Genomic DNA, 20,399 nt, shown 5'->3' on the forward strand with positions numbered 1-20,399 from the left:
GGAGAAGTTAATAATTAAAGGAGAAAAAGATAGAAATGAAAAAAAAGATATTAGAATATGATGTGTTAAAATTTTTCGCTATTATTTTGGTAGTGTTAAGTCACAGTACATATTATAAGATAACTTCTAATTTTGGTGGATTTGATTTTGGGGGGATTGATTATCAATATTTAATTAGAGACAATAAGGTAATAATAATTTATAAAGTTCTAGATAAATTGAAACAAATTTTGTATTATTTTCATATGCCAATGTTTATGGCATTATCAGGAACATTTTATTATTTACAAGTGAAAAATAGTAAGTGGATTAGTTTTAATATGTTATATAAGAACAAGATAAAGAGACTATTGATACCGTTCATTATATTTAGTATTTTATATACACTACCATTAAAGTATTTTTCAAATTATTTTGAAAATATTACTTTAATTAGAGCTATCAGTGGACAGGTGTTTTTATTAGGAAACTCGCACTTATGGTATTTATATGCATTATTTATTATATTTTTATTAGCGTATTATATTTTAAGAATAGAGATTAATATATTTACTTATGTAATACTATACTTTGCACATTTTATAAGTTTTAAAATTACACTTACATTAATCAGTGCTCCGTTGCAGTATTTCTTCTGGTTTTCATTAGGATTTTTATTTGAATCAAAGAGGGAGAAATGGAATGATAGAATATTAAAAAATAATTGGATTACTATTTTATTAGGATTTTCATTCATTATATTTGTGTTAGTATATCACTATATAAAAGGTGAATATAGATTAGTAAGTAAGTTTTTATTAGATATTCTTGCAATATTAGGATCTTTATTTGTTTATAATATATCTTTTTTAATGTCTAAGTATACTACAATAGGGAATAGCAAATTTTATAAATTAATAGTTCTGAATGGATTAGGAATTTATATTTTTTCAGATACACTTAATTATTTTATATTACATATCATATATTTATTCGGGGGAGATTTTATGTTTTCACCAGTAGGCGTAGTAAGTTTAGTTGTAATACGATTTGTTGTTACATTATTTGGTGGATTACTTATAACAATAATATTCAAGATGGTATTTAAAAATTATAATTGGTTAGTAAATTAAAGATAAGATTAAAAAAAATGACAATTAGGAGGAACATATGTACGATTATTTAATAGTAGGAGCTGGATTGTCAGGTGCAATTTTTGCTCATGAAGCAACAAAACAAGGAAAAAAAGTAAAGGTAATAGATAAACGTGATCACATCGGTGGAAACATCTATTGTGAGAATGTTGAAGGAATCAACGTTCATAAATATGGTGCACATATTTTCCATACTTCTAACAAAGAAGTTTGGGATTATGTGAATCAGTTTGCTGAGTTTAACAACTATATTAACTCACCAGTGGCAAACTACAAAGGTAAATTATACAATCTACCTTTCAATATGAATACTTTCTATGGATTATGGGGAACTAAAACTCCTGCAGAAGTAAAAGCTAAAATCGCTGAACAAACAGCTCATCTACAAGATAGTGAACCTAAAAACCTAGAAGAACAAGCTATCAAACTTATTGGTACTGATGTATACGAAACTTTAATTAAAGGTTATACAGAAAAACAATGGGGACGTAGTGCAACTGAACTACCACCATTTATCATTAAACGCCTTCCAGTACGTTTTACATTCGATAACAACTACTTCAACGATAGATACCAAGGTATTCCAATCGGTGGATATAATGTTATTATTGAAAACATGTTAAAAGGTATCGAAGTAGAACTAAATGTAGACTTCTTTGAGAATCGTGGAGAGTTAGAAGCAAGTGCGAAAAAAGTGGTATTCACAGGAATGATTGATCAATACTTCGATTACAAACACGGAGAATTAGAATACAGAAGTCTTCGCTTTGAACACGAAGTACTAGATGAAGAAAATTACCAAGGTAATGCTGTAGTGAACTACACAGAACGCGAAGTTCCTTATACTCGTATTATCGAGCACAAACACTTCGAAAAAGGTACTCAAGAAAAAACAGTTATTACGCGTGAGTACTCAGTAGATTGGAAACGTGGGGATGAACCATACTACCCAATTAATGATGCTAAAAATAATGAAATGTATCAAAAATATTTAGAAGAAGTAAAAGGTAAAAATGTTATTTTCTGTGGACGTCTTGCAGACTATAAATATTATGATATGCACATAGTAATCGAAAGAGCTCTTAATGTAGTAAGAGAGGAATTAGGTAATAATGACTAAAAATAGAATAAACTGGATAGATTTTGGGAAAGGATTCGCAATATTTCTAGTAGTTGTAGGTCATGTATTTACTGGTTTATTTGATTCTGGAAAATTTACAAGTGATGCCAAATGGTTATCCATAGTTATTGCATTTATATATATTTTCCATATTCCAGTGTTCTTTGCGTTATCAGGATATTTTTTCAAATCTGTAGAAAATTTTAAAGAGTATTATTACTATATGAAGAAGAAAACGATAGTATTAGGATTACCGTATGTATTTTATTCTATAATTCATTATGTATTACAAAAAATAGCGGGGGGAGCAGTGCGTGTTCCCACTACATTGTTTAATTTGATAAATATTTATAAAGAACCATTAGGAGTCGTATGGTATTTGTATACATTATGGGCCCTATATTTAGTATATGGATTCTTATCAATATTTATAAGGAACAAAAATCATCTTTTTATGATTAGTATACTTGGATATATAATTACATTAGTATATATGTCAGAAATATTTTTTGTAAAAAAAGTTCTAGCATGGGGAGTGATTTTTATGTTAGGTTTTGTATTGAAAACAGTTAAGTTTAATGATATTAGATTTAGAAACATAATTCTACTGGGAACTATATTTAATATCGTATATATTTATATAATGTATATTTCATTCAATATAGATGGTAAAATAATAACGGATTATAATTATCCTAGATGGTGGATTATTGGATATATAGCTAATGTTATCTTAGCATTTATAATTTTTCCAAAAACAGAAAAAATATCTCAAAACATTTTTAGGTATTTTAGTAAATACGGGGGAATTAGTATAGGGATTCTAATTTTCCATTCGCCTATTAGTAGTATGATAAGAATAGTCTTGTTAAAAATGGGGATTTTCAATATATATATACATATAATTTTAGGTGTGGTATTAAGTTGGTATTTGGCAATTCTATTAACCAAGCTTTTTAGGAAAATTAAATATTTGGATATTATTTTTATACCACAAAAATATCTCAAGTTTTAAATTTTGATTTTATGAATAATATTTTAAAGTTTAACATAGTTAAAAACTGCAATACTTGAAGTTGAACAAGTATTGCAGTTTTTGTTATATTTCCCATTTGAAAACTGTCTTAAATGCAGTATTTAAATCCGTTGCGAACACCCTATGAATGTCTTTAATATTTCTCACAGGTTGCTCAAGTTCAATAATATTCTTGAATTTTCTTTCGAATTTCTTATTACTCAGCATCTCAATAGCTTTTTCAAAATCGATTCTACCTGAACGCGATGAACCTATTAGCGTTAGTCCTTTTTCTAACATATCACGTGTATTAATATTTACTTTGTATTCACTAACTCCCATAAGTACTAGGCTTCCTTGTGGTTTGATGTATTTGATTAAGTCATTTATCGCATATACGCTACCATCTCCTCCACAACATTCTACACCGTGATCGAAAGCTAAGTCTTCAGGAATATCATCAGTAATGTATCTTTCTTTTGCGAAACTGAATAGTTCTAACTTCTCCCAGTGACGACCTATTACGATTATCTCACACTCTGGAAGAGTATAGTTTATTATGTTCGCCATTACATAAGCTAAACTACCATCACCGATTATCGCTATTCTATCTTTTTTACTATGTGAATTCTTCAAGAATCTATCCATAGCGTGCATTCCAACACTTATGAACTCTGTAATAGCCGCAACAGAATCTTCCACCCCATCATAAGCTACCACTCTATCTTTAGATAAAGCTACGAACTCTCTCATAAAACCATCGAAACCACTTGATAGGAAGTGTGTTCCTGGCATGTAGTTTTCATAGAATTCTTCATCACTTTGTCTTGGTGGTTGGTTAGGTATCATTACTACCTTTTGTCCAACTTTATACGTTCCTGTAGGATCTGCGATTACTATCCCTGCACATTCATGAATAAGTGCCATTGGTAGTTTTTTAGCTAGTACCTTTGGATCTCTTTTTCCTTGGTAGTATCTTTGATCTGCGTGACATAGTGCCATGTAGTTTGGCCGGATGATGATTTTGTCACCATCGTTTATGTTCTCTTCATTATATTTTACATTAATAAATTTCGGTTTAATTAATTGATATATTTGATTTATCATATTACTCGTCCTCTAGCATACTCTTAGCTATCTTAAGGTCAGTTACTGTAGTTATTTTGATATTAGAGTATTCTCCCTTAGCTAGTGCTACTTTTTTCCCTTTTATAACGAATATCTTACATGCATCTGTAAGTATTTGTTTTTCTTCTTTGTCTAATGAGTTATATAGATTTAAGAAATCTAAACATTTGAAACTTTGAGGTGTTTGACCTTGGTAGTAGTGAGCTCTATTAGGGATATTTGAAATATATTCTCCGTTAGTACTTTCTACGATTGTGTCTACTGCTTCTACTACTGTATCTACCGCATCACTTTCTTTAGCTAGACGTATGTTATCTTTAATAATTCTAAGTGTGATAAATGGGCGAACTGAATCGTGTGTTACGATGATATCTTCATCAGTTAAAGGTTTATATTCATTAATTCTATTAATGATGTTTTCAATAGTTGTATTTCTATCAACACCACCAGGTGTGATAATGATTCTATCAGCAAATGCTGAAACATATTGTTCAATTAAGTCTTCAGCATGAGATACCCAATCTTCATAAACACCGACTACGATTTTTTCGATTTCAGGCTCTAATAAGAACTTCTCAATTGTGTGAATAAGTATTGGCTTTTTACCTAATTCTAAGAATTGTTTTGGCATATTACTTATTCCCATTCTAGTTCCTGTTCCACCAGCTAATATTCCTGCGTATATCATTTTTTCGCTCCTTTAAAATATTGTAAAATTTGTTATCAATCACTATTGATTATAACATGAAAGGTTAGAATTTCAAAAAATATTGATAACTAATATTAATACAAAAATAGTTGAAATATGGAGATAAATTACGTACACTTATACTAGTAATAAAAATTTAGAAATCTCCTATTTTTAGGAGTTCCTCATATGTGATGAGGAAATATTAATGAAAGTAATAAAAAAATTATTTATATAATCTTTCGTATCAAATATTACCGATAATAACAGTTCCGTACGTTATGAGAATTTTCACTAGTGAAGCTTTAGGGAATTATGTATTTTATAATTCTATAGTGAGTTATTTTTCGTTGTTTGCGATGTTAGGTATCGGTGTTTATGGTACGAAGCAAATAGCGGCTGCAAGTGACGTAAGTAGCACATTTTGGAATATATATGCGATTCAGCTTATCGCAAGTATATTAGCAGTTTCTGTCTATGTAATAGCGGTATTCAGTATTCCACAAATGGGAGGCATAATACCATTAATAGTAGGGGTTACTTTGTTTGCGAAGATGATTGATATCTCGTGGTTGTTCTCAGGGAAAGAAGATTTCAAGAAAATAACAATAAGAAATATAGTTATTAGGCTTATTGGGGTAATCAGTATCTTCACTTTTGTTAAAAGTAGTGATGACTTATACCTCTATGTATTTTTAATTGTGATTTTTGATTTCTTAGGGCAACTTGTGATGTGGGTACCAGCGAAAAAATTTATAAAACGTCCTTCGTTTGATGGTAAAATCATTAAAAGAAACCTTCATCCTATCGTATTGTTATTCTTACCGCAAGTAGCGATATCACTTTATGTTGTATTAGATAGAACTCTACTTGGGATTTTAGGATCATATTCAGATGTTGGAATCTATGAACAAGGGCAAAAATTAATTAGTATACTTCTTAAAGTTGTTAGTTCTTTAGGAGTTGTTATGTTGCCAAGAGTAGCGAATCTTCTTTCTGAAGGGAAAGACAGGGAAGCGCAAAATATGATGAAATTCTCATTCATTTTGTATAACCTTATAATTTTCCCAATGATTTTTGGACTTATTGCGGTAAATGAAGTATTCGTTAAATTATTCCTAGGAAAAAACTTCCAAGATGTTAAGTATGTATTATATATTATTGTGTTCAACATTATGTTTGTAGGTTGGACGAATATCCTTGGATTTCAAGTATTAGTAGTTAGAAACAAAAATAAGGAGTACATGTTGTCAACAACGATTCCTGCTTTTGTTAGTGTGGCTGTTAACATTGCTGTTATTCCATTTTTCGGATATGTCGGAGCGAGTATAACATCTGTAGTTGTTGAAATTTTAGTATTCGCCATCCAATGGTATTATAGCCGTAATATTATTAACAAGAAATTATTGTTCAACAAAGATTTAGCAAAAATTATATTGGCATCCCTTGTAATGTTCGGGGCTGTAATGTTGTGTAAGATGGTATTAGGCTTAACTGGAATTGTAGGGCTTGTAATTTACCTTGCAGTCGGTGGAATTAGTTATTTAGGTATGTTATTCTTACTGAAAACTGTTAATATCAAAGAGATGAAGGCAATGCTGAAGTAGGTAGTAGGGCTTGGTTTTATTAGATTTATAATATTTATATATAGATTTAATCGGATTGACGATATATCAGTCCTTTTTTTGACGATTGCTTAATAAATTAACAGCGTTTAAATTTTATGAATGTTATTGTGTATTAAAATTTATTTTGATATAATTATATAACATAAGTAAGTAAAGTGAATTTATTGGAAAAAATTGATTTAGAAGAAAAACAAAATAGCTGAGCTTAGCGAGAATTTAAAATAGTAGCTAAAAGGAATAAAAAATAACGATTTATCATTCAGGAAAATTCCAAATTTAAGAAGAAGTTTCTATTGAAGAAATAAGATTTTTTAAGCAGGTAATAAAAGAAATTATAGACAAAAGGAGAGATGAGTATAGTCCTGAAAATTTATAGTATATAGGAATCATTGAAAATTTACTGAAAGAAACTGGGGAAAGGGAATATTTTGAAAGTAAAATATAGTGGGAGTTGTATTTTAAAAGAAAAAATAACTTAACGTAATACTCTATGAGGATATAGTTATTGTTAAATAATTGGATGTTAAAAGGAGAAAGCGAAAGGAAAATGAATAAGAAAATAAATAGTCAAGTATTATTAATAGATATGAAAGAAGCTGCATATGAAGAATGCATAGATAGGCTTTTAAAATTAGATAAAAATAATAAACATGTAGAATTAACATATAATCTAGAATTTTTGACTCCGTTCATAGGTGTATTAGTTGCGTCGTATTTAAATAATAATACTTTTAAAGTTGAAACAAAAATAGGAACCATAGGGAAAAAATCACAAGGATATGCTAAACATTGTAATTTTTTTCATTTTGCAGAGAACAGTCAGAATTTTTCGGAGAGAAATACAAATTATTCTGGGAGGTATACTCCAATTATGAAATCAATATTAACGGACTATTATAGAGGTTCTGATAATATTGTAGAAAGCATATCTAATAAGATTGCAACTGTGCTTTCGTGTGGTATAAATGATATTAGGAGCATGTTTGAATATATTATTTTTGAAATGGTACGAAATATCCCAGAGCACTCCCACAGTTTTAATGCTTGGCATTTTTCTCAAGTTTGGAGAAAAGAACAGTATATTGAAGCGGAATTTTCGTTAATCGACTATGGAATTGGATTCAAAGAAAGTCTAAACTTTAAAGGCGAGCGATTTCTAGATAGTGATTGTGAGGCACTTGAATTAGCTTTAAAACCAGGGATAACTAGTGGAATAGTTGAGGATTTTAAATTAAGAGAAAATGAAGAAAAAGAGTATCTAAATTCAGGATACGGTTTATATATGATAACAGAATTGTGTAAAAGACTACAAGGAGAATATATTATTATATCAAAAAGTGCTATAGCTAGAAATGGGAAGGTGGAGTCTTTAACAAAGAACAAGGTTTTTCCTGGAACAGCAATTAAAATAAAAATTAGAATACCTAATGGCTTTACAAATACAGCTTTTAAAGACATGTTAAAAGAAATAGCTGACTTGGGAGAAAAAGAATCTAGAGGAATACGAGGAGCAATAAAAGAAGCTTCTAGTAAATCTAGAGGTCTAGTATAATGAAGATTTTAGTGGAGTTTGTGATATTGTAAAAGTGCATATTTAGAATATTATGAAGTTTGAGTTTTTTTCTTTTTCTACTTTTCGAATTTTAAGTTTCATATTTTCTATTAAGTTAATTTTTCTAGAAAAATAACTAGGAGAAAATCCTGTAAAAAATCTTTAATTCAGAAGAATTTTTCTCAAATTCGGGGGATCAAGGTAAATATAAAATAAAATCTAGGTGGGCTTTCTGCTTAGATTTTTTCTTATTTTTACTAAGTTTAATATTATTTAATTCTATAAAATTTGAGATTGATAGAAGAGACGATAAAAAAGAAATTTTCTAGTGAATAGTCACCATTAGAGTTATAGCATGTAAATGTAACGTGAAATATAAAGGAATATCCGATTATGGATTTACTATAGTGATGGTAGAAAAATATATACTAGTTTTTATGTACCTATAGTTTAGATTTTTCTATGATTTTGTTAAGAACAAGGGGGATTTATCATTAAATTTTGAGAAACAAATTCCACAAGAGCTAATAAAATTATAAATAATTAACTTTATTTAAATATATATATAAATCTTGATACTACTTTGTAAATCGTTATATAATTCTTTTTATTTATATATTATGTCAGAGGTATTTACGAAGGTAAAATCTTAAAATTAGTTTCTGTATCTAAATTAACCAGTGAGTGTATAATAAAAATTAGTAAATTAGAGAGGTTTAAAACTATGAATTTAAATAAATTAATATTAAAATACTTACTACTATGTGAAGTTCAGAATAATTTAGACAAAAAAACATTAAAGGCGTATCGTATAGATTTAGAACAGTTTAGAAAATTTATGGTTGATAAAAATGATTTTAACTCAAGAGGAAATATTAGTGAATATATTTGTGAATTGAAATATAAGAATTATGCTGTAAAAACAATTAAAAGGAAGATAGCATCATTAAAAGCTTTTTTTTCTTACTTAAATAACGAGGACATCATTGAATATAATCCTTTTCAAAAAATTAAGATTAAAATAAAAGAACCGTTTATTTTACCAAAAATAATTCCTATGAAAGAACTTTCAATCTTATTTAAGTATATATATCAAGAAATACAATTATGTGATAATGTTTCATACCGTTATAAAGAGCTTGTAAGAGATAAGGCATTACTAGAATTATTAATAGGGACAGGAATGAGGATAAGTGAAGTTTGTATGTTAAAAAAGGAAAATATAGTTTATTCTAGAAATGTAATAAAAATAAATGGAAAAGGATCCAAAGAGAGAGTTATACCTATTTGTTATCCTAGTTTAATAGATTCTCTTATGCTATATTCTGAAACTTTTTCTGAAGAGCTAATAGAATCAGATTATTTTTTTATAAATAAACGAAAGAACAGGTTATCTAGCCAATCAGTGAGATATATGATTAAAAAATATTGTTTATTGGCAAATATAGATTTACATATAACTCCACATATGTTTAGACATACATTTGCAACCGTGTTATTAGATCAAGATGTAGATACGCGACATATCCAAGTGTTGTTAGGGCATTCAAGTATTGTAACAACACAAATATATACGCATGTAACTTCAAGTAAGAAAAACGAAATAATGAAATATAAAAATCCACTTTCTAAGATAAATATTAATAAAGGATAATTTATTATTATCGTAAGGAGATATAATGAAGGTAAATTACAATATAAAACATGCCTCTAAAGTCAAAAGAAAAGATTTATTAGCAGCATTAAATATCTATATAAAAACAGTTGATAAATTTTCACAAACTGACACTAACCAAATTATGGATTATATTTCTAAAAATTATAATGAAAATAGAATTATGTTTTTCTTTGTATTATATCTTAACGGTGATGTATGTGGCTTTGCAGAATATGCCTATTTAAAACAAAACAAAGTTTTAATGATCGATTATCTATGCACAGAAAATAGAAATCATACATTATTTTATAACTTTTATCATATGATTTTTGAGGAAATAAATAAAATCCTAAATTCAAAAGAATTGTTTATTGAGTTTATTGTGACTGAGTTATCTTTACTTAAACATGAAAAGAAACTTTTTGAAACAGATAGTAATTATTTTAGACAGGTTTTATCATTCGAACAATTTCGTATACTAAACATACCTTATAAACAACCATATTTAGAAGAAAAATTGGAATTTTACGAATATAACCTGGCTATAAAAAAAGCAAATTCGTTAGAAAATATCTTGTACATATATAATAAAGATTTTTATGTATCTTTAATATCAGAAATATATATGGAGCACTATTTACAATGGTATCTACATTATTATGAAGGTAATAAAAACAATCTTATAAGAGAATTTGAAGAAAATATTGATATATTACATAAAGAGTATCCTTCAAAGTCAGGTGTAAAAGAAATGTATTCAGTTAATTGTAAACTATTTGATGAAGGAATATGTAAGCACATAAAACCTGAAACAATTACTCTATCTAAACAGAGAAAAAAGAATATTAAAAAATATTTTATATATATTATTTGGATAATCTTAAGTTTAAGTTCAATTTTACTATGTTATTTCCAAGATGAATTAAATATTACTAAGTACATCTCAACAGTTGTAAATACAATAACAATGATTACCGGGGTTCTTGCGCTACTCCCTAACAAGTAGTATAAAACTATTTTGTAATCTCTATTATCACATTATGAGCAAATGGATATGATAACTTTTGAAAGGAATCGTCAAATTTATAAAATTTTGATGATTTTTTTTCGTTTAAACCTAGTTTATACAAAAGTGAAGATAGTATATGAAACCTATAAATATTTTTTATTTTGAGATTTTTAATTAGTAATATCTCTTTAATGTATTTTTCACTGTACATCCATAATAAGTGTTGTTGATTATTATAGTTATATTTTTTCAAGAAAACAGGTGCACTATAATTCTTTGTTAATAAAAATTCGGCACTATTTGAACGTTCAAATTCGATTATTGCTTTTCCATTTATTTTTAGAACTCTTTCAATTTCGCTTATAGAACGAATAGCATCACAATAATTTAAAACACTTCCAACACATACGATAAAATCTACACTTTCGGTTTCAAGAGGAATACTTTCTAAACTTCCAACTATATAATTTGGTTCATTCTCAATATACTCACTTATAATATCCATTTGTATTAAAGTACCATGGACACTGTATCTGCTTTGACCTGCTCCTATATTTAAACAAATTGAATTTTCATGTGTATTCTTATTAAGCCAATTTATAACAGTTTTTTCAATTATTGAATGTGTAGAAGCATGCCAATTGTCATTTTCTGGCCAGGGATTATTGTTTTTATAATTTTTATACGCCATATTTTGAACACTTTTTTTATTTGAAATATTTCTCATAATAATAAATTATCCTTCATTAATATTTATATGAGTATTATACATCAAGTTTAATGTTATTTCAACAAACAGAAGGATGCTGTAGGTGTAAGTCAGATTTTAAAATTTCATCTAGTAAAATTCGGCAGTAGTATAGAGTTTTATGATTGAAGACACGAATGATAAATAGAATTATGAAGTAGTATTTTAAAGAAATAATGAAAAAATAAAATTCTTCAATATTGTCTAAATTAATACTTTATCAGGTAGATTATTTGAAGATATTTATAGTTAATTACTTTTATTGTATATCTAGTCTAGGTTTGTTATAATAAACTTAGGTGAGTAAGGTTAGTTATATATGTGAACATAAAAGTGTAAATTAATTCCAAGATTCTAAGCTCTGGATTTATTATATAACAATTTTTTATTCTATTTTTAGTATCCAGCTGTACGTGCGATCAAATATGAGATGTTACTTAAAATTATTTGGAGGCAATTAACTAATTAATAATTATAGTTGTTTATAGGATTAGAGAATTGATTGAAATAAAAAGCAGATTGTTAACAGTTTTAAAAGAAAAAACAATAAGGAACTATAAGGCGCTCGAATAAAAGCTTATAATTTAGCTGTAGAGTCAACTTGTTTTTCCCTAAGCGGTCGAATAAACGAATAAATAGAAAAGATGTTTACTTATGATTAACGAAAATAATATAAAAAGATATTTAGAGATAGGAGAAAATAAAAATTTAGAATTTAAAGAATCCGAAAATAAGTTTCCAATAAATGCTTTAGAGACAATAAGTGCGTTTGCAAATACGGAAGGAGGAATAATTATTTTGGGAGTGAGTGAAAAAGAAAAGAATACCATTTCAGGTGTTGTAAATCCTCAAAAACAAATAAAAGAGCTATTTAATCATATGACTAATCCGAGAGAAATTAGTGGGAGCGTATTAAGTAATGATGATGTCTATAGTGTTCAAGTCCAAGATAAATCTATTATTGTTATCCATGTAGCTCCCGAAAATTATAAAAACAAACCAATATATCTAAAAGATAATTCTAATAAGACCTATATTAGATAAGGAGAAGGAGATTATTTAGCAACTGAAGAAATCATACAATCTATGACAAGAGATGCTTCTCGAGACAGTTATGACAATAAGTTATTGGATGGATATACTGTTGATGATTTAGATAACCTATCTATTCAAAAGTATAAAGATATTCTAATGAGAAATAATCCTGATCACCCATTTAACAACTTATCTACAATAGACTTTTAAAAAAAATAAATGTTATTAAAGAAAAATAATGAGGAATGTTTAACATTAGCAGGACTTTTAGTATTTGGTAAACATGCATCGATAAAAGAATACTTACCACATTATAATGTAGAATATATTAGAAAATTTAGTAATACTGAAAATTCCTCTTATTCTGATAGATTAATATATGATGGGTATTGGGGAGAAGATAACTTGTTTAATTTCATGTTCTCAGCATTTGAGAAACTCAAATTAACTATTTCCGATAATTCGAAAATTTCAGCAGATTATTTGACTAGAGAAAGTAATTCTAAATTGATAATAGCGATAAGAGATTGGGGGCAAATATATGGAGAGTTAAGAATAATGTATGAGGATAGGATATAAATAAAAAAAGTAGCTTTAATTCTCTTGATGAGTCTAGATTTTACGTCTTTACTTGTCAAGGACGAGGGCTTCGCCTTATAAAATCCTTGACAAGAAAGCCTTAAAAATCTAAAATAGACTCTAGAGAATAAAAGCCACTTAAAGTAATTAAATTTATAAAATTAAATATTATAAACTAGTAGATTTTGGTCAACATAAAGAATTTAGAGTTTTATTCACACTCCTAGCAACTCAAAAATCGATTTCTCTGAAATCGATTTTTGAGTTGTGTCTACTTTTTATAGTTTATTTATTTCTATTTTCTAAGTAGTCTGCAATTGCGGCTACGTCTTTGTCTCCACGTCCAGATACGTTAACGATAATTACTTTATCTTTATCTAGTTTTGGAGCACGTTTGATTACCTCTGCAAGCGCGTGTGAACTTTCGATTGCTGGGATAATTCCTTCTGTTCTAGTTAATAGAAGTAAAGCGTCGACAGCTTCATTGTCAGTTGCACTTACGTATTCCGCGCGTTTTGTATCTTTTAGGAATGAGTGTTCAGGTCCGATACCTGGGTAGTCTAATCCTGGAGAGATTGAGTAAACAGGTTTTACTGAACCGTCTTCGTTGAATAATGCGTAAGTTTTCATACCGTCAACAACCCCTACAGTACCAAGTGTTAGTGTTGCTGCGTGACGATCTGTATCTAGACCACGACCAGCTGCTTCAACTCCTAGTAATGCTACTTCTTCGTGAGGGATAAATTCAGCGAAAGCACCTATTGCGTTAGATCCACCACCTACACAAGCTACTACTAAGTCAGGCAGACGTCCTTCTTTTTCTAAGATTTGACGTTTTGCTTCTTGACTGATAACTTTTTGGAAGTCTTTTACAATAGTAGGATATGGGTGAGGTCCTACTGCAGATCCTAGTACGTAGAAAGTATCGTCGATGTTTTCAATCCATGCTTTGAATGCAGCGTCAACAGCTTCTTTAAGAGTTTTTTCTCCTTCTTGAGCTGCGTGAACTTTTGCCCCTAGCATTTCCATTCTAAATACATTTAATCTTTGTCTTTCTACATCAAGAGCTCCCATATAGATTTCACATTCCATACCGAACTTCGCAGCGGCAGCAGCTGTAGCTACACCGTGTTGACCTGCTCCAGTTTCAGCGATAACTTTCTTTTTACCCATACGTTTTGCAAGTAAAATTTGTCCAATAACATTGTTAAGTTTGTGTGCTCCAAGGTGATTTAAATCTTCGCGTTTAAGGTAAATTTTTGCTCCTCCAAGGTAGTTTGTTAAACTTTCAGCATAATATAGTGGAGTTTCACGTCCTGAGTAATCTTTTAAGTAGTGAGCGTACTCTGCTAAAAATTCCTCATCATCTTTGTATTTATCATAAGCTGCTTCTAGTTCATCAAGGGCTTTTTGCACAACTTCAGGTACGAAGCTTCCTCCAAATTCTCCAAAGTATCCTTTTAAGTTGTTTAAGTTATTTTCTAAGTTTGTCATAATTGTTTATTTCCTTTCGAATTGTATATAAGATTTGTTTAAATTTTTTATTTTACTCCAAAAAGAAAAGACCGTATAGAATTCTATACGGCCCTTTTGCGAAATTTAAAACGAATTTTCTACAGCCGACATAGACACTTTTTAGAGTACACTAAAGTTGCGTCTACGTCATAAAAACATACACACAACATTATCTACGCCAGTTTTGCCAAGAGTTTAAAGTTGTTGTTTGTTTCATTTGTAGTTCCTCCTTCTCGTTTTTGTTGTTTTTATTATACACATTATTATTTATGAATGCAAGTTTTTTTTAATAAATTTCTAAATTTTTCTGACAATTAACTAAAAAACTCATTCTTGTTAAGGTTTTCCAGAGTTGTTTATTATGAAATTTTTTAAGAAGAATTAGTATAGTTATTCTTTCTACCTAAACTATTGTAAAAGTGATATAATAGAAAAGTGAAAAATTGGTATGGAGGTGCAACTTGAAATTATCGGTATTAGCCAGCAGTAGTAGTGGAAATAGTATTTATATAGAGCATAATAATTTTAAATGTTTAGTAGATGCTGGACTGACTGGGAAAAAAGTAGTAGAGAACTTGGCACAAATTGAGCGTGATATTAAAGATATCAATGCAATTTTTGTAACACATGAACATATTGACCATATTAAAGGAGTAGGAGTACTCGCAAGGAAGTATAACATTCCTGTTTATGCTAATAAACTTACTTGGCAAAGTATGACTAAGTGTGGTGAAATTAGCTCAGATCTTAAGTTTCATTTTGAAAAAGAAGAAAGTAAGATTTTTGATGATGTTGTAGTTAATAGTTTTGGAGTTAGTCATGATGCGATTAATCCACAGTTTTATACTTTTGAGTGTGATGGGAAAAGGGTAAGTATTCTTACGGATACGGGTTACGTTTCTGATAAGATGATTGATTATGTGAAGGATTCTCATACAATAGTTTATGAAAGTAATCATGAGGAGAATGTTCTACTTAGTGGACCTTATCCATGGACGACTAAACAGCGTATATTATCAGACATGGGTCACTTATCGAATACAGATTCTGCAAATTATTTAACGAAGATAGTAGGAGATAATACAAAAAATGTCTTTTTAGCCCACTTAAGTGAGCAAAACAATACGAAAGAACTTGCTCGTATGACAGCTGACATGACTCTTAAAAATAAAGATATAGATTGTATTTTAGAAGCAGATAAAACTATCGATTGTAATGATAAAATAATTATCATGGATACTGATCCGGTAGTTCCAACTAAGATAATAGAGATATAAAAAATAATAATAAGAACAACTCGATAAAATCAGATTTTAAAGAAATTATGATTTTTGAGTTGTTTTTTGTTATCTAATGTGGAGAATTTTAGAGGTGAACCAAAGTATTTAATTAAATATTCAGAAAATTCTAGACTTTTCTCTTTGAATTTTTTCTTTTTTATTGCTTTTTTTCTAAAAATTTTATAATATAGTATTATGTTGTTTTTATTTAAGGTTATGATTTATATAATAATCAGATTAAAAATAAAACAATATTAATTGAAAATGTAAAAAGAAATAGAGTTTAATTTATATTAATTATTGATGCAAGTTATTTTTTAGAAGGAGATAGGTAAATGGAAAAACTATTAGAGATTAAAAATCTAGAAACAGCCTTTAGGATTAAAGATGATTACTTTAATGCTGTTGATAAAGTTAGTTTAGACCTATATAAAAACGAAGTATTAGCCATCGTTGGAGAAAGTGGTTGTGGTAAGTCGACATTAGCGACTACTATTATGCGTCTTCATAATGAAAATCTTACTAAGTCAACTGGAGAAATTATTTTTAATGGGAAAAATATTCTAGACTTAACAGAAGATGAAATGAATAAAATTAGAACAAAAGATATTGGAATGATTTTCCAAGATCCACTTTCTTCGTTAAACCCATTACATAGAATTGGAAAACAAATTGAAGAAGCCTTAATTTATCACACAGAATTAAGTGCTGAAGAAAGACAAAAACGTGTTATTGAATTATTAACTCAGGTTGGTATTCCAAACCCTGAACGTTGTGCAAAACAATATCCACACGAATTATCAGGTGGTATGCGTCAGCGTGTTATGATAGCTATGGCGATGAGTTGTAAACCAAGTGTTCTTATCGCAGACGAACCTACAACAGCTCTAGATGTTACAATTCAAGCGCAAATATTAGACCTTATCAAAGAACTTCAAGCAGAAATGCATGCAGGAATTATCCTAATTACTCATGACCTTGGGGTAGTTGCTGAAATGGCTGATAGAGTAGCTGTACTGTATGCTGGAGAAGTAGTAGAAATTGGAACTGCAGAACAAATCTTCAAAAATCCAAAACACCCGTATACTCGTAGTTTATTACGTAGTATTCCTCAACTTGATGATGAAAATTCTAGTGATGACCTTTACGTTATTCAAGGGATGGTACCTTCTCTAAAAACATTAGACAGACAAGGGTGTCGTTTTGCTGATCGTATATCTTGGGTAAAAGATGAAGAACACGAACACAATCCAACTCTACATGAAGTAGAAGAAGGACATCATGTACGTTGTACATGCTATAAAAACTTTGAATTTGAAGGGGAGGAGAACAATGCTTAAAGTAGAAAATCTAAAAGTACATTATCCCATTCGCGGTGGATTTTTCAATACAATTAAAGACCATGTCTATGCAGTAGATGGGGTTGATATTGAAATCGAAGCAGGGAAAACTTATGGACTAATCGGTGAAAGTGGTAGTGGAAAAACTACTGTAGGTAAAGTAGTCTTAGGTTTAGAAAAAGCAACTGATGGGCAAATTATTTACAAAGATGAAGATATTACTAAAAAAGCAGCTCGTAAAAAACTAAAATATAATCGTGACGTTCAAATGATTTTCCAAGATGCAATGTCTAGTTTAAATCCTAAAAAACGAATTATAGACATTATTTCAGAACCTATTAACAATTTTGAAAACTTATCAGAAGAAGAGACTAGAAAACGTATATTAGAACTTCTTAATATCGTAGGTATGGGTGAAGAATCTATGTACAAATATCCATTTGAATTCTCAGGTGGACAACGTCAACGTATTGGAGTTGCACGCGCAATTGCATGTAATCCACGTTTAATTGTAGCTGATGAGCCAGTATCTGCTCTTGACCTTTCAGTGCAAGCTCAGGTATTAAATTTCATGAAAAAAATCCAAAGAGATTTTAATATAAGTTATTTATTTATCTCTCATGACCTTGGTGTTGTTAAACATATGTGTGATTACATTTATATCATGTATCGTGGTCGTATCGTAGAACGTGGAACACGTGAAGATATTTATAATAATCCACAGCACATTTATACAAAACGTCTAATCGCAGCGATACCAAGTACAAACTTAGATAAAGCTAAAGAAGTAAAAGAAATTAGGCAAGCTGTTGAAGAAGAGTATCAAAAACATTATAATGATTATTTCGATAAAGATGGAAGAGTATATCCACTTAAAAAATTAACAGATACACACTATGTAGCTATGAAAGGAGGAGAAGTATAATGTGGAAAGTAGTTTTAAAACGTTTTTTAGTAATGATACCACAACTATTCATCCTTAGTATACTAGTGTTTGGTCTAGCTAAACTTATGCCTGGGGATCCATTTAGTGGTTTAGCAGAAAATCCAAAAATATCTCAAGAACAAATTGAGGCGATTCGTCAAGCGAGTGGGTTCTATGAACCTTGGTATCAACAATACCTAACTTGGTTAAAAAACTTCATGCACGGTGATTTCGGATTAAGTTATACTACTGGTAAATCAGTAGGAACACTTTTAGGAGAAAGAATTTTCAATACATTCAATCTGTCATTATTTACTGCGGTAATTATGTATGCAATTGCAATTCCTATGGGGATGTATGCAGGTCGTTATAATGGATCTAAATTCGATAAATTCGTTAACTTCTATAACTTCTTCTTCCTAGCGATTCCATCATTCGTATTATACTTATTCATGATTGCATTATTTGGATTTGGTTTAGGATGGTTCCCAACAAGTGGATCTGTAGATGTTAACCTTGATCCAGGAACATTCACATACTATATTAACAAACTGCAACACTTAGTTTTACCAGGTATCTGTTTAGCGTTATTATCAACAGTATCAACTGTTCAATATCTACGTAATGAAGTTATCGATGCGAAACAAAGTGATTATGTTAAAACAGCGCGTTCTAAAGGTGTGCCAGTTAAAAAAGTTTACTCAGGACACATTTTCAGAAACTCTATCTTACCAATCGCAGCATTCTTCGGATTTTCTATTACTGGATTATTCAGTGGTGGTATTTTCGTAGAAACAATCTTTGGTTACCCTGGAATGGGACAATTATTCTACCAAAGTATTCAAGATAGAGACTATAGTGTTGTTACAACATTAATGTTATTCTCAGGATTCTTAACATTGCTTGGTAGTACTTTAAGTGATATTATCATGGCAATTGTTGACCCACGTATTAAATTAGACTAGGAGGAAGTTGAACAATGACAAAAGCAAAAGAAGAAAAAGTTATAACTAAAACTCCTTCTGGGTTTTCAGTTGTGGCTCGTGAATTTAAAAAGGATAAAGGTGCTTTTGCAGCTTTAATCACATTAAGTGCAATTTTAATTTTCGTAGTACTTTTCAATATTTACATTCGTGTGAGTGGAGTATATAGTACTTACTTTGATGTGGATCTATTAAATATATTCTTAAAACCTGGTGAGGATGGATTCTTATTAGGTACAGACGTAGGTGGTCACTCAGTTTTTGGTTGGCTGATGATGGGGATGCTTAACTCAATTCTTATCGCAGTTGCTGTAACGGCTTTAACAATTGGGTTTGGTGCTGTAGTAGGATTAGTTATTGCTTATTACGGTGGACGTGTTGACAACATTGTTATGCGTTTCGTAGACTTTATGGTAATTATACCAACTCTTATGGTAATCATCGTATTTGTAAGTATTAAACGTGATTACGGACTTGTACTATTCATTCTGATTTTATCAGTATTCGCATGGATGGGGGCAACTCGTTTAGTACGTAGTAAAGCATTATCAGAATCACGTCGTGATTATGTTCTTGCTTCAAAAACTATGGGAACACCAGATTGGAAAATCATGTTACAAGGAATTCTACCAAACATCAGTTCTATCATCATAGTAGAAGCTACATTATCATTAGCTGCTAATATGGGTATTGAGGTAGGTTTAACATACCTTGGATTCGGTCTTCCAGCAGGAACACCAAGTATAGGTACAATGTTATCTTATGCAAAAGATGCAGACGTTCTTATTAACAAAATGTACATTTGGCTACCAGCAGCCCTTGCGATTTTAATCATCGTTTTATGTATCAACTCTATTGGTGGTGCATTAAGACGTAGTTTAGATGCTAGGCAAAGATTATAATTTAAAAAGTCATGTAGAAGGATTTCTACATGGCTTTTTTTGCAAAATTTTCTAAAAGAGGATGAATTTTTAATTTAGTAGAGATTAGAAATTAAAAGAGAATTTGAAATTCGATTGAGGTAGATTAATATAATTGAAATATTTGATTATAGCCAAGTATAA

Annotated in this window: 19 protein-coding genes and 1 pseudogene; 16 read left to right on the plus strand and 4 right to left on the minus strand. The window is 29.6% G+C overall.

The features are described 5' to 3' along the window. The first annotated feature begins 35 nt into the window (after positions 1-35). The 3 genes from JX287_RS05865 to JX287_RS05875 are packed head-to-tail and all read left to right on the plus strand — an operon-like array spanning position 36 to position 3,268. The gene (locus tag JX287_RS05865; RefSeq protein WP_204643534.1) at positions 36-1,112 is read left to right on the plus strand and encodes an acyltransferase family protein; all 1,077 of its coding nucleotides are present in this window, start codon (positions 36-38) and stop codon (positions 1,110-1,112) included. A 37-nt stretch (positions 1,113-1,149) separates the two neighbouring features. Continuing rightward, the gene (gene glf, locus JX287_RS05870) at positions 1,150-2,253 is read left to right on the plus strand and encodes a UDP-galactopyranose mutase (protein WP_204643536.1); all 1,104 of its coding nucleotides are present in this window, start codon (positions 1,150-1,152) and stop codon (positions 2,251-2,253) included. Then, on the plus strand, positions 2,246-3,268 hold the full coding sequence (locus tag JX287_RS05875) for an acyltransferase family protein (RefSeq protein ID WP_204643539.1): 1,023 nt from the start codon (positions 2,246-2,248) through the stop codon (positions 3,266-3,268). Before glf ends, JX287_RS05875 begins: the two co-directional genes overlap by 8 nt. An 84-nt stretch (positions 3,269-3,352) precedes the next feature. On the opposite strand, the gene JX287_RS05880 is transcribed toward JX287_RS05875, so the two are convergent. Next, positions 3,353-4,375: a ribitol-5-phosphate dehydrogenase gene (locus JX287_RS05880; RefSeq protein WP_204643541.1), complete on the minus strand. Its 1,023-nt coding sequence runs from the start codon at positions 4,373-4,375 to the stop codon at positions 3,353-3,355. A 1-nt stretch (position 4,376) separates the two neighbouring features. Beyond that, positions 4,377-5,084 carry an IspD/TarI family cytidylyltransferase gene (locus JX287_RS05885; RefSeq protein WP_204643543.1) on the minus strand — a complete coding sequence of 236 codons (708 nt, stop codon included), beginning with the start codon at positions 5,082-5,084 and terminating at the stop codon, positions 4,377-4,379. Between the two features lie 245 nt (positions 5,085-5,329). Here JX287_RS05885 and JX287_RS09040 point away from each other — a divergent pair. From JX287_RS09040 to JX287_RS05905, 5 genes and pseudogenes are all read left to right on the plus strand, one after another. Beyond that, a pseudogene (locus JX287_RS09040) lies at positions 5,330-6,214 on the plus strand (oligosaccharide flippase family protein); the annotation flags it as partial. A gap of 30 nt (positions 6,215-6,244) precedes the next feature. Beyond that, the gene (locus JX287_RS09045) at positions 6,245-6,691 is read left to right on the plus strand and encodes a polysaccharide biosynthesis C-terminal domain-containing protein (RefSeq protein WP_275576622.1); all 447 of its coding nucleotides are present in this window, start codon (positions 6,245-6,247) and stop codon (positions 6,689-6,691) included. A gap of 568 nt (positions 6,692-7,259) precedes the next feature. After that, entirely contained in the window at positions 7,260-8,264 is a 1,005-nt protein-coding gene (locus tag JX287_RS05895) for a hypothetical protein (RefSeq protein WP_204643545.1), read from the plus strand. Between the two features lie 724 nt (positions 8,265-8,988). Further along, the gene (locus JX287_RS05900) at positions 8,989-9,918 is read left to right on the plus strand and encodes a tyrosine-type recombinase/integrase (RefSeq protein WP_204643553.1); all 930 of its coding nucleotides are present in this window, start codon (positions 8,989-8,991) and stop codon (positions 9,916-9,918) included. A 25-nt stretch (positions 9,919-9,943) separates the two neighbouring features. Then, positions 9,944-10,927, plus strand: a complete 984-nt coding sequence (locus JX287_RS05905) for a hypothetical protein (RefSeq protein WP_204643555.1) — start codon at positions 9,944-9,946, stop codon at positions 10,925-10,927. A 7-nt stretch (positions 10,928-10,934) separates the two neighbouring features. Here JX287_RS05905 and JX287_RS05910 read toward each other — a convergent pair whose 3' ends face one another. Beyond that, positions 10,935-11,657 carry a class I SAM-dependent methyltransferase gene (locus JX287_RS05910; RefSeq protein ID WP_204643557.1) on the minus strand — a complete coding sequence of 241 codons (723 nt, stop codon included), beginning with the start codon at positions 11,655-11,657 and terminating at the stop codon, positions 10,935-10,937. Positions 11,658-12,332: 675 nt separating this feature from the next. On the opposite strand from JX287_RS05910, the gene JX287_RS05915 reads away from it, so the two are divergent. From JX287_RS05915 to JX287_RS05925, 3 genes are read left to right on the plus strand one after another with little or no spacing between them, the layout of a single operon-like run. Further along, a complete protein-coding gene (locus tag JX287_RS05915) occupies positions 12,333-12,722 on the plus strand; it encodes an AlbA family DNA-binding domain-containing protein (protein WP_204643559.1) in 390 nt (129 codons plus the stop codon). 42 nt (positions 12,723-12,764) lie between these two features. Continuing rightward, the gene (locus JX287_RS05920) at positions 12,765-12,923 is read left to right on the plus strand and encodes a hypothetical protein (protein ID WP_204643561.1); all 159 of its coding nucleotides are present in this window, start codon (positions 12,765-12,767) and stop codon (positions 12,921-12,923) included. Between the two features lie 9 nt (positions 12,924-12,932). Next, positions 12,933-13,292 carry a hypothetical protein gene (locus tag JX287_RS05925; protein WP_204643563.1) on the plus strand — a complete coding sequence of 120 codons (360 nt, stop codon included), beginning with the start codon at positions 12,933-12,935 and terminating at the stop codon, positions 13,290-13,292. Positions 13,293-13,577: 285 nt separating this feature from the next. On the opposite strand, the gene trpB is transcribed toward JX287_RS05925, so the two are convergent. Next, positions 13,578-14,786: a tryptophan synthase subunit beta gene (gene trpB / locus JX287_RS05930; RefSeq protein WP_204643564.1), complete on the minus strand. Its 1,209-nt coding sequence runs from the start codon at positions 14,784-14,786 to the stop codon at positions 13,578-13,580. Between the two features lie 482 nt (positions 14,787-15,268). Here trpB and JX287_RS05935 point away from each other — a divergent pair, with 482 nt between their 5' ends. The 5 genes from JX287_RS05935 to JX287_RS05955 all read left to right on the plus strand — a co-directional run bounded on the left by JX287_RS05935 (position 15,269) and on the right by JX287_RS05955 (position 20,237). Further along, positions 15,269-16,084, plus strand: coding sequence for an MBL fold metallo-hydrolase (locus JX287_RS05935; protein WP_204643566.1), 816 nt, complete (start codon positions 15,269-15,271; stop codon positions 16,082-16,084). A gap of 338 nt (positions 16,085-16,422) precedes the next feature. Then, positions 16,423-17,427, plus strand: a complete 1,005-nt coding sequence (locus JX287_RS05940; protein ID WP_204643568.1) for an ABC transporter ATP-binding protein — start codon at positions 16,423-16,425, stop codon at positions 17,425-17,427. Next, positions 17,420-18,352, plus strand: coding sequence for an ATP-binding cassette domain-containing protein (locus JX287_RS05945; protein WP_204643570.1), 933 nt, complete (start codon positions 17,420-17,422; stop codon positions 18,350-18,352). The genes JX287_RS05940 and JX287_RS05945 overlap by 8 nt, the downstream gene beginning before the upstream one ends. After that, positions 18,352-19,317 (plus strand): oligopeptide ABC transporter permease, encoded by a 966-nt coding sequence (opp4B, locus tag JX287_RS05950; protein WP_204643572.1) that lies wholly within the window; start codon positions 18,352-18,354, stop codon positions 19,315-19,317. Before JX287_RS05945 ends, opp4B begins: the two co-directional genes overlap by 1 nt. A gap of 14 nt (positions 19,318-19,331) precedes the next feature. Further along, positions 19,332-20,237 (plus strand): ABC transporter permease, encoded by a 906-nt coding sequence (locus JX287_RS05955; protein WP_204643574.1) that lies wholly within the window; start codon positions 19,332-19,334, stop codon positions 20,235-20,237. Positions 20,238-20,399 lie beyond the last annotated feature (162 nt).

This window comes from Gemella haemolysans, from assembly GCF_901873445.1.
Classification (GTDB): domain Bacteria; phylum Bacillota; class Bacilli; order Staphylococcales; family Gemellaceae; genus Gemella; species Gemella haemolysans_C.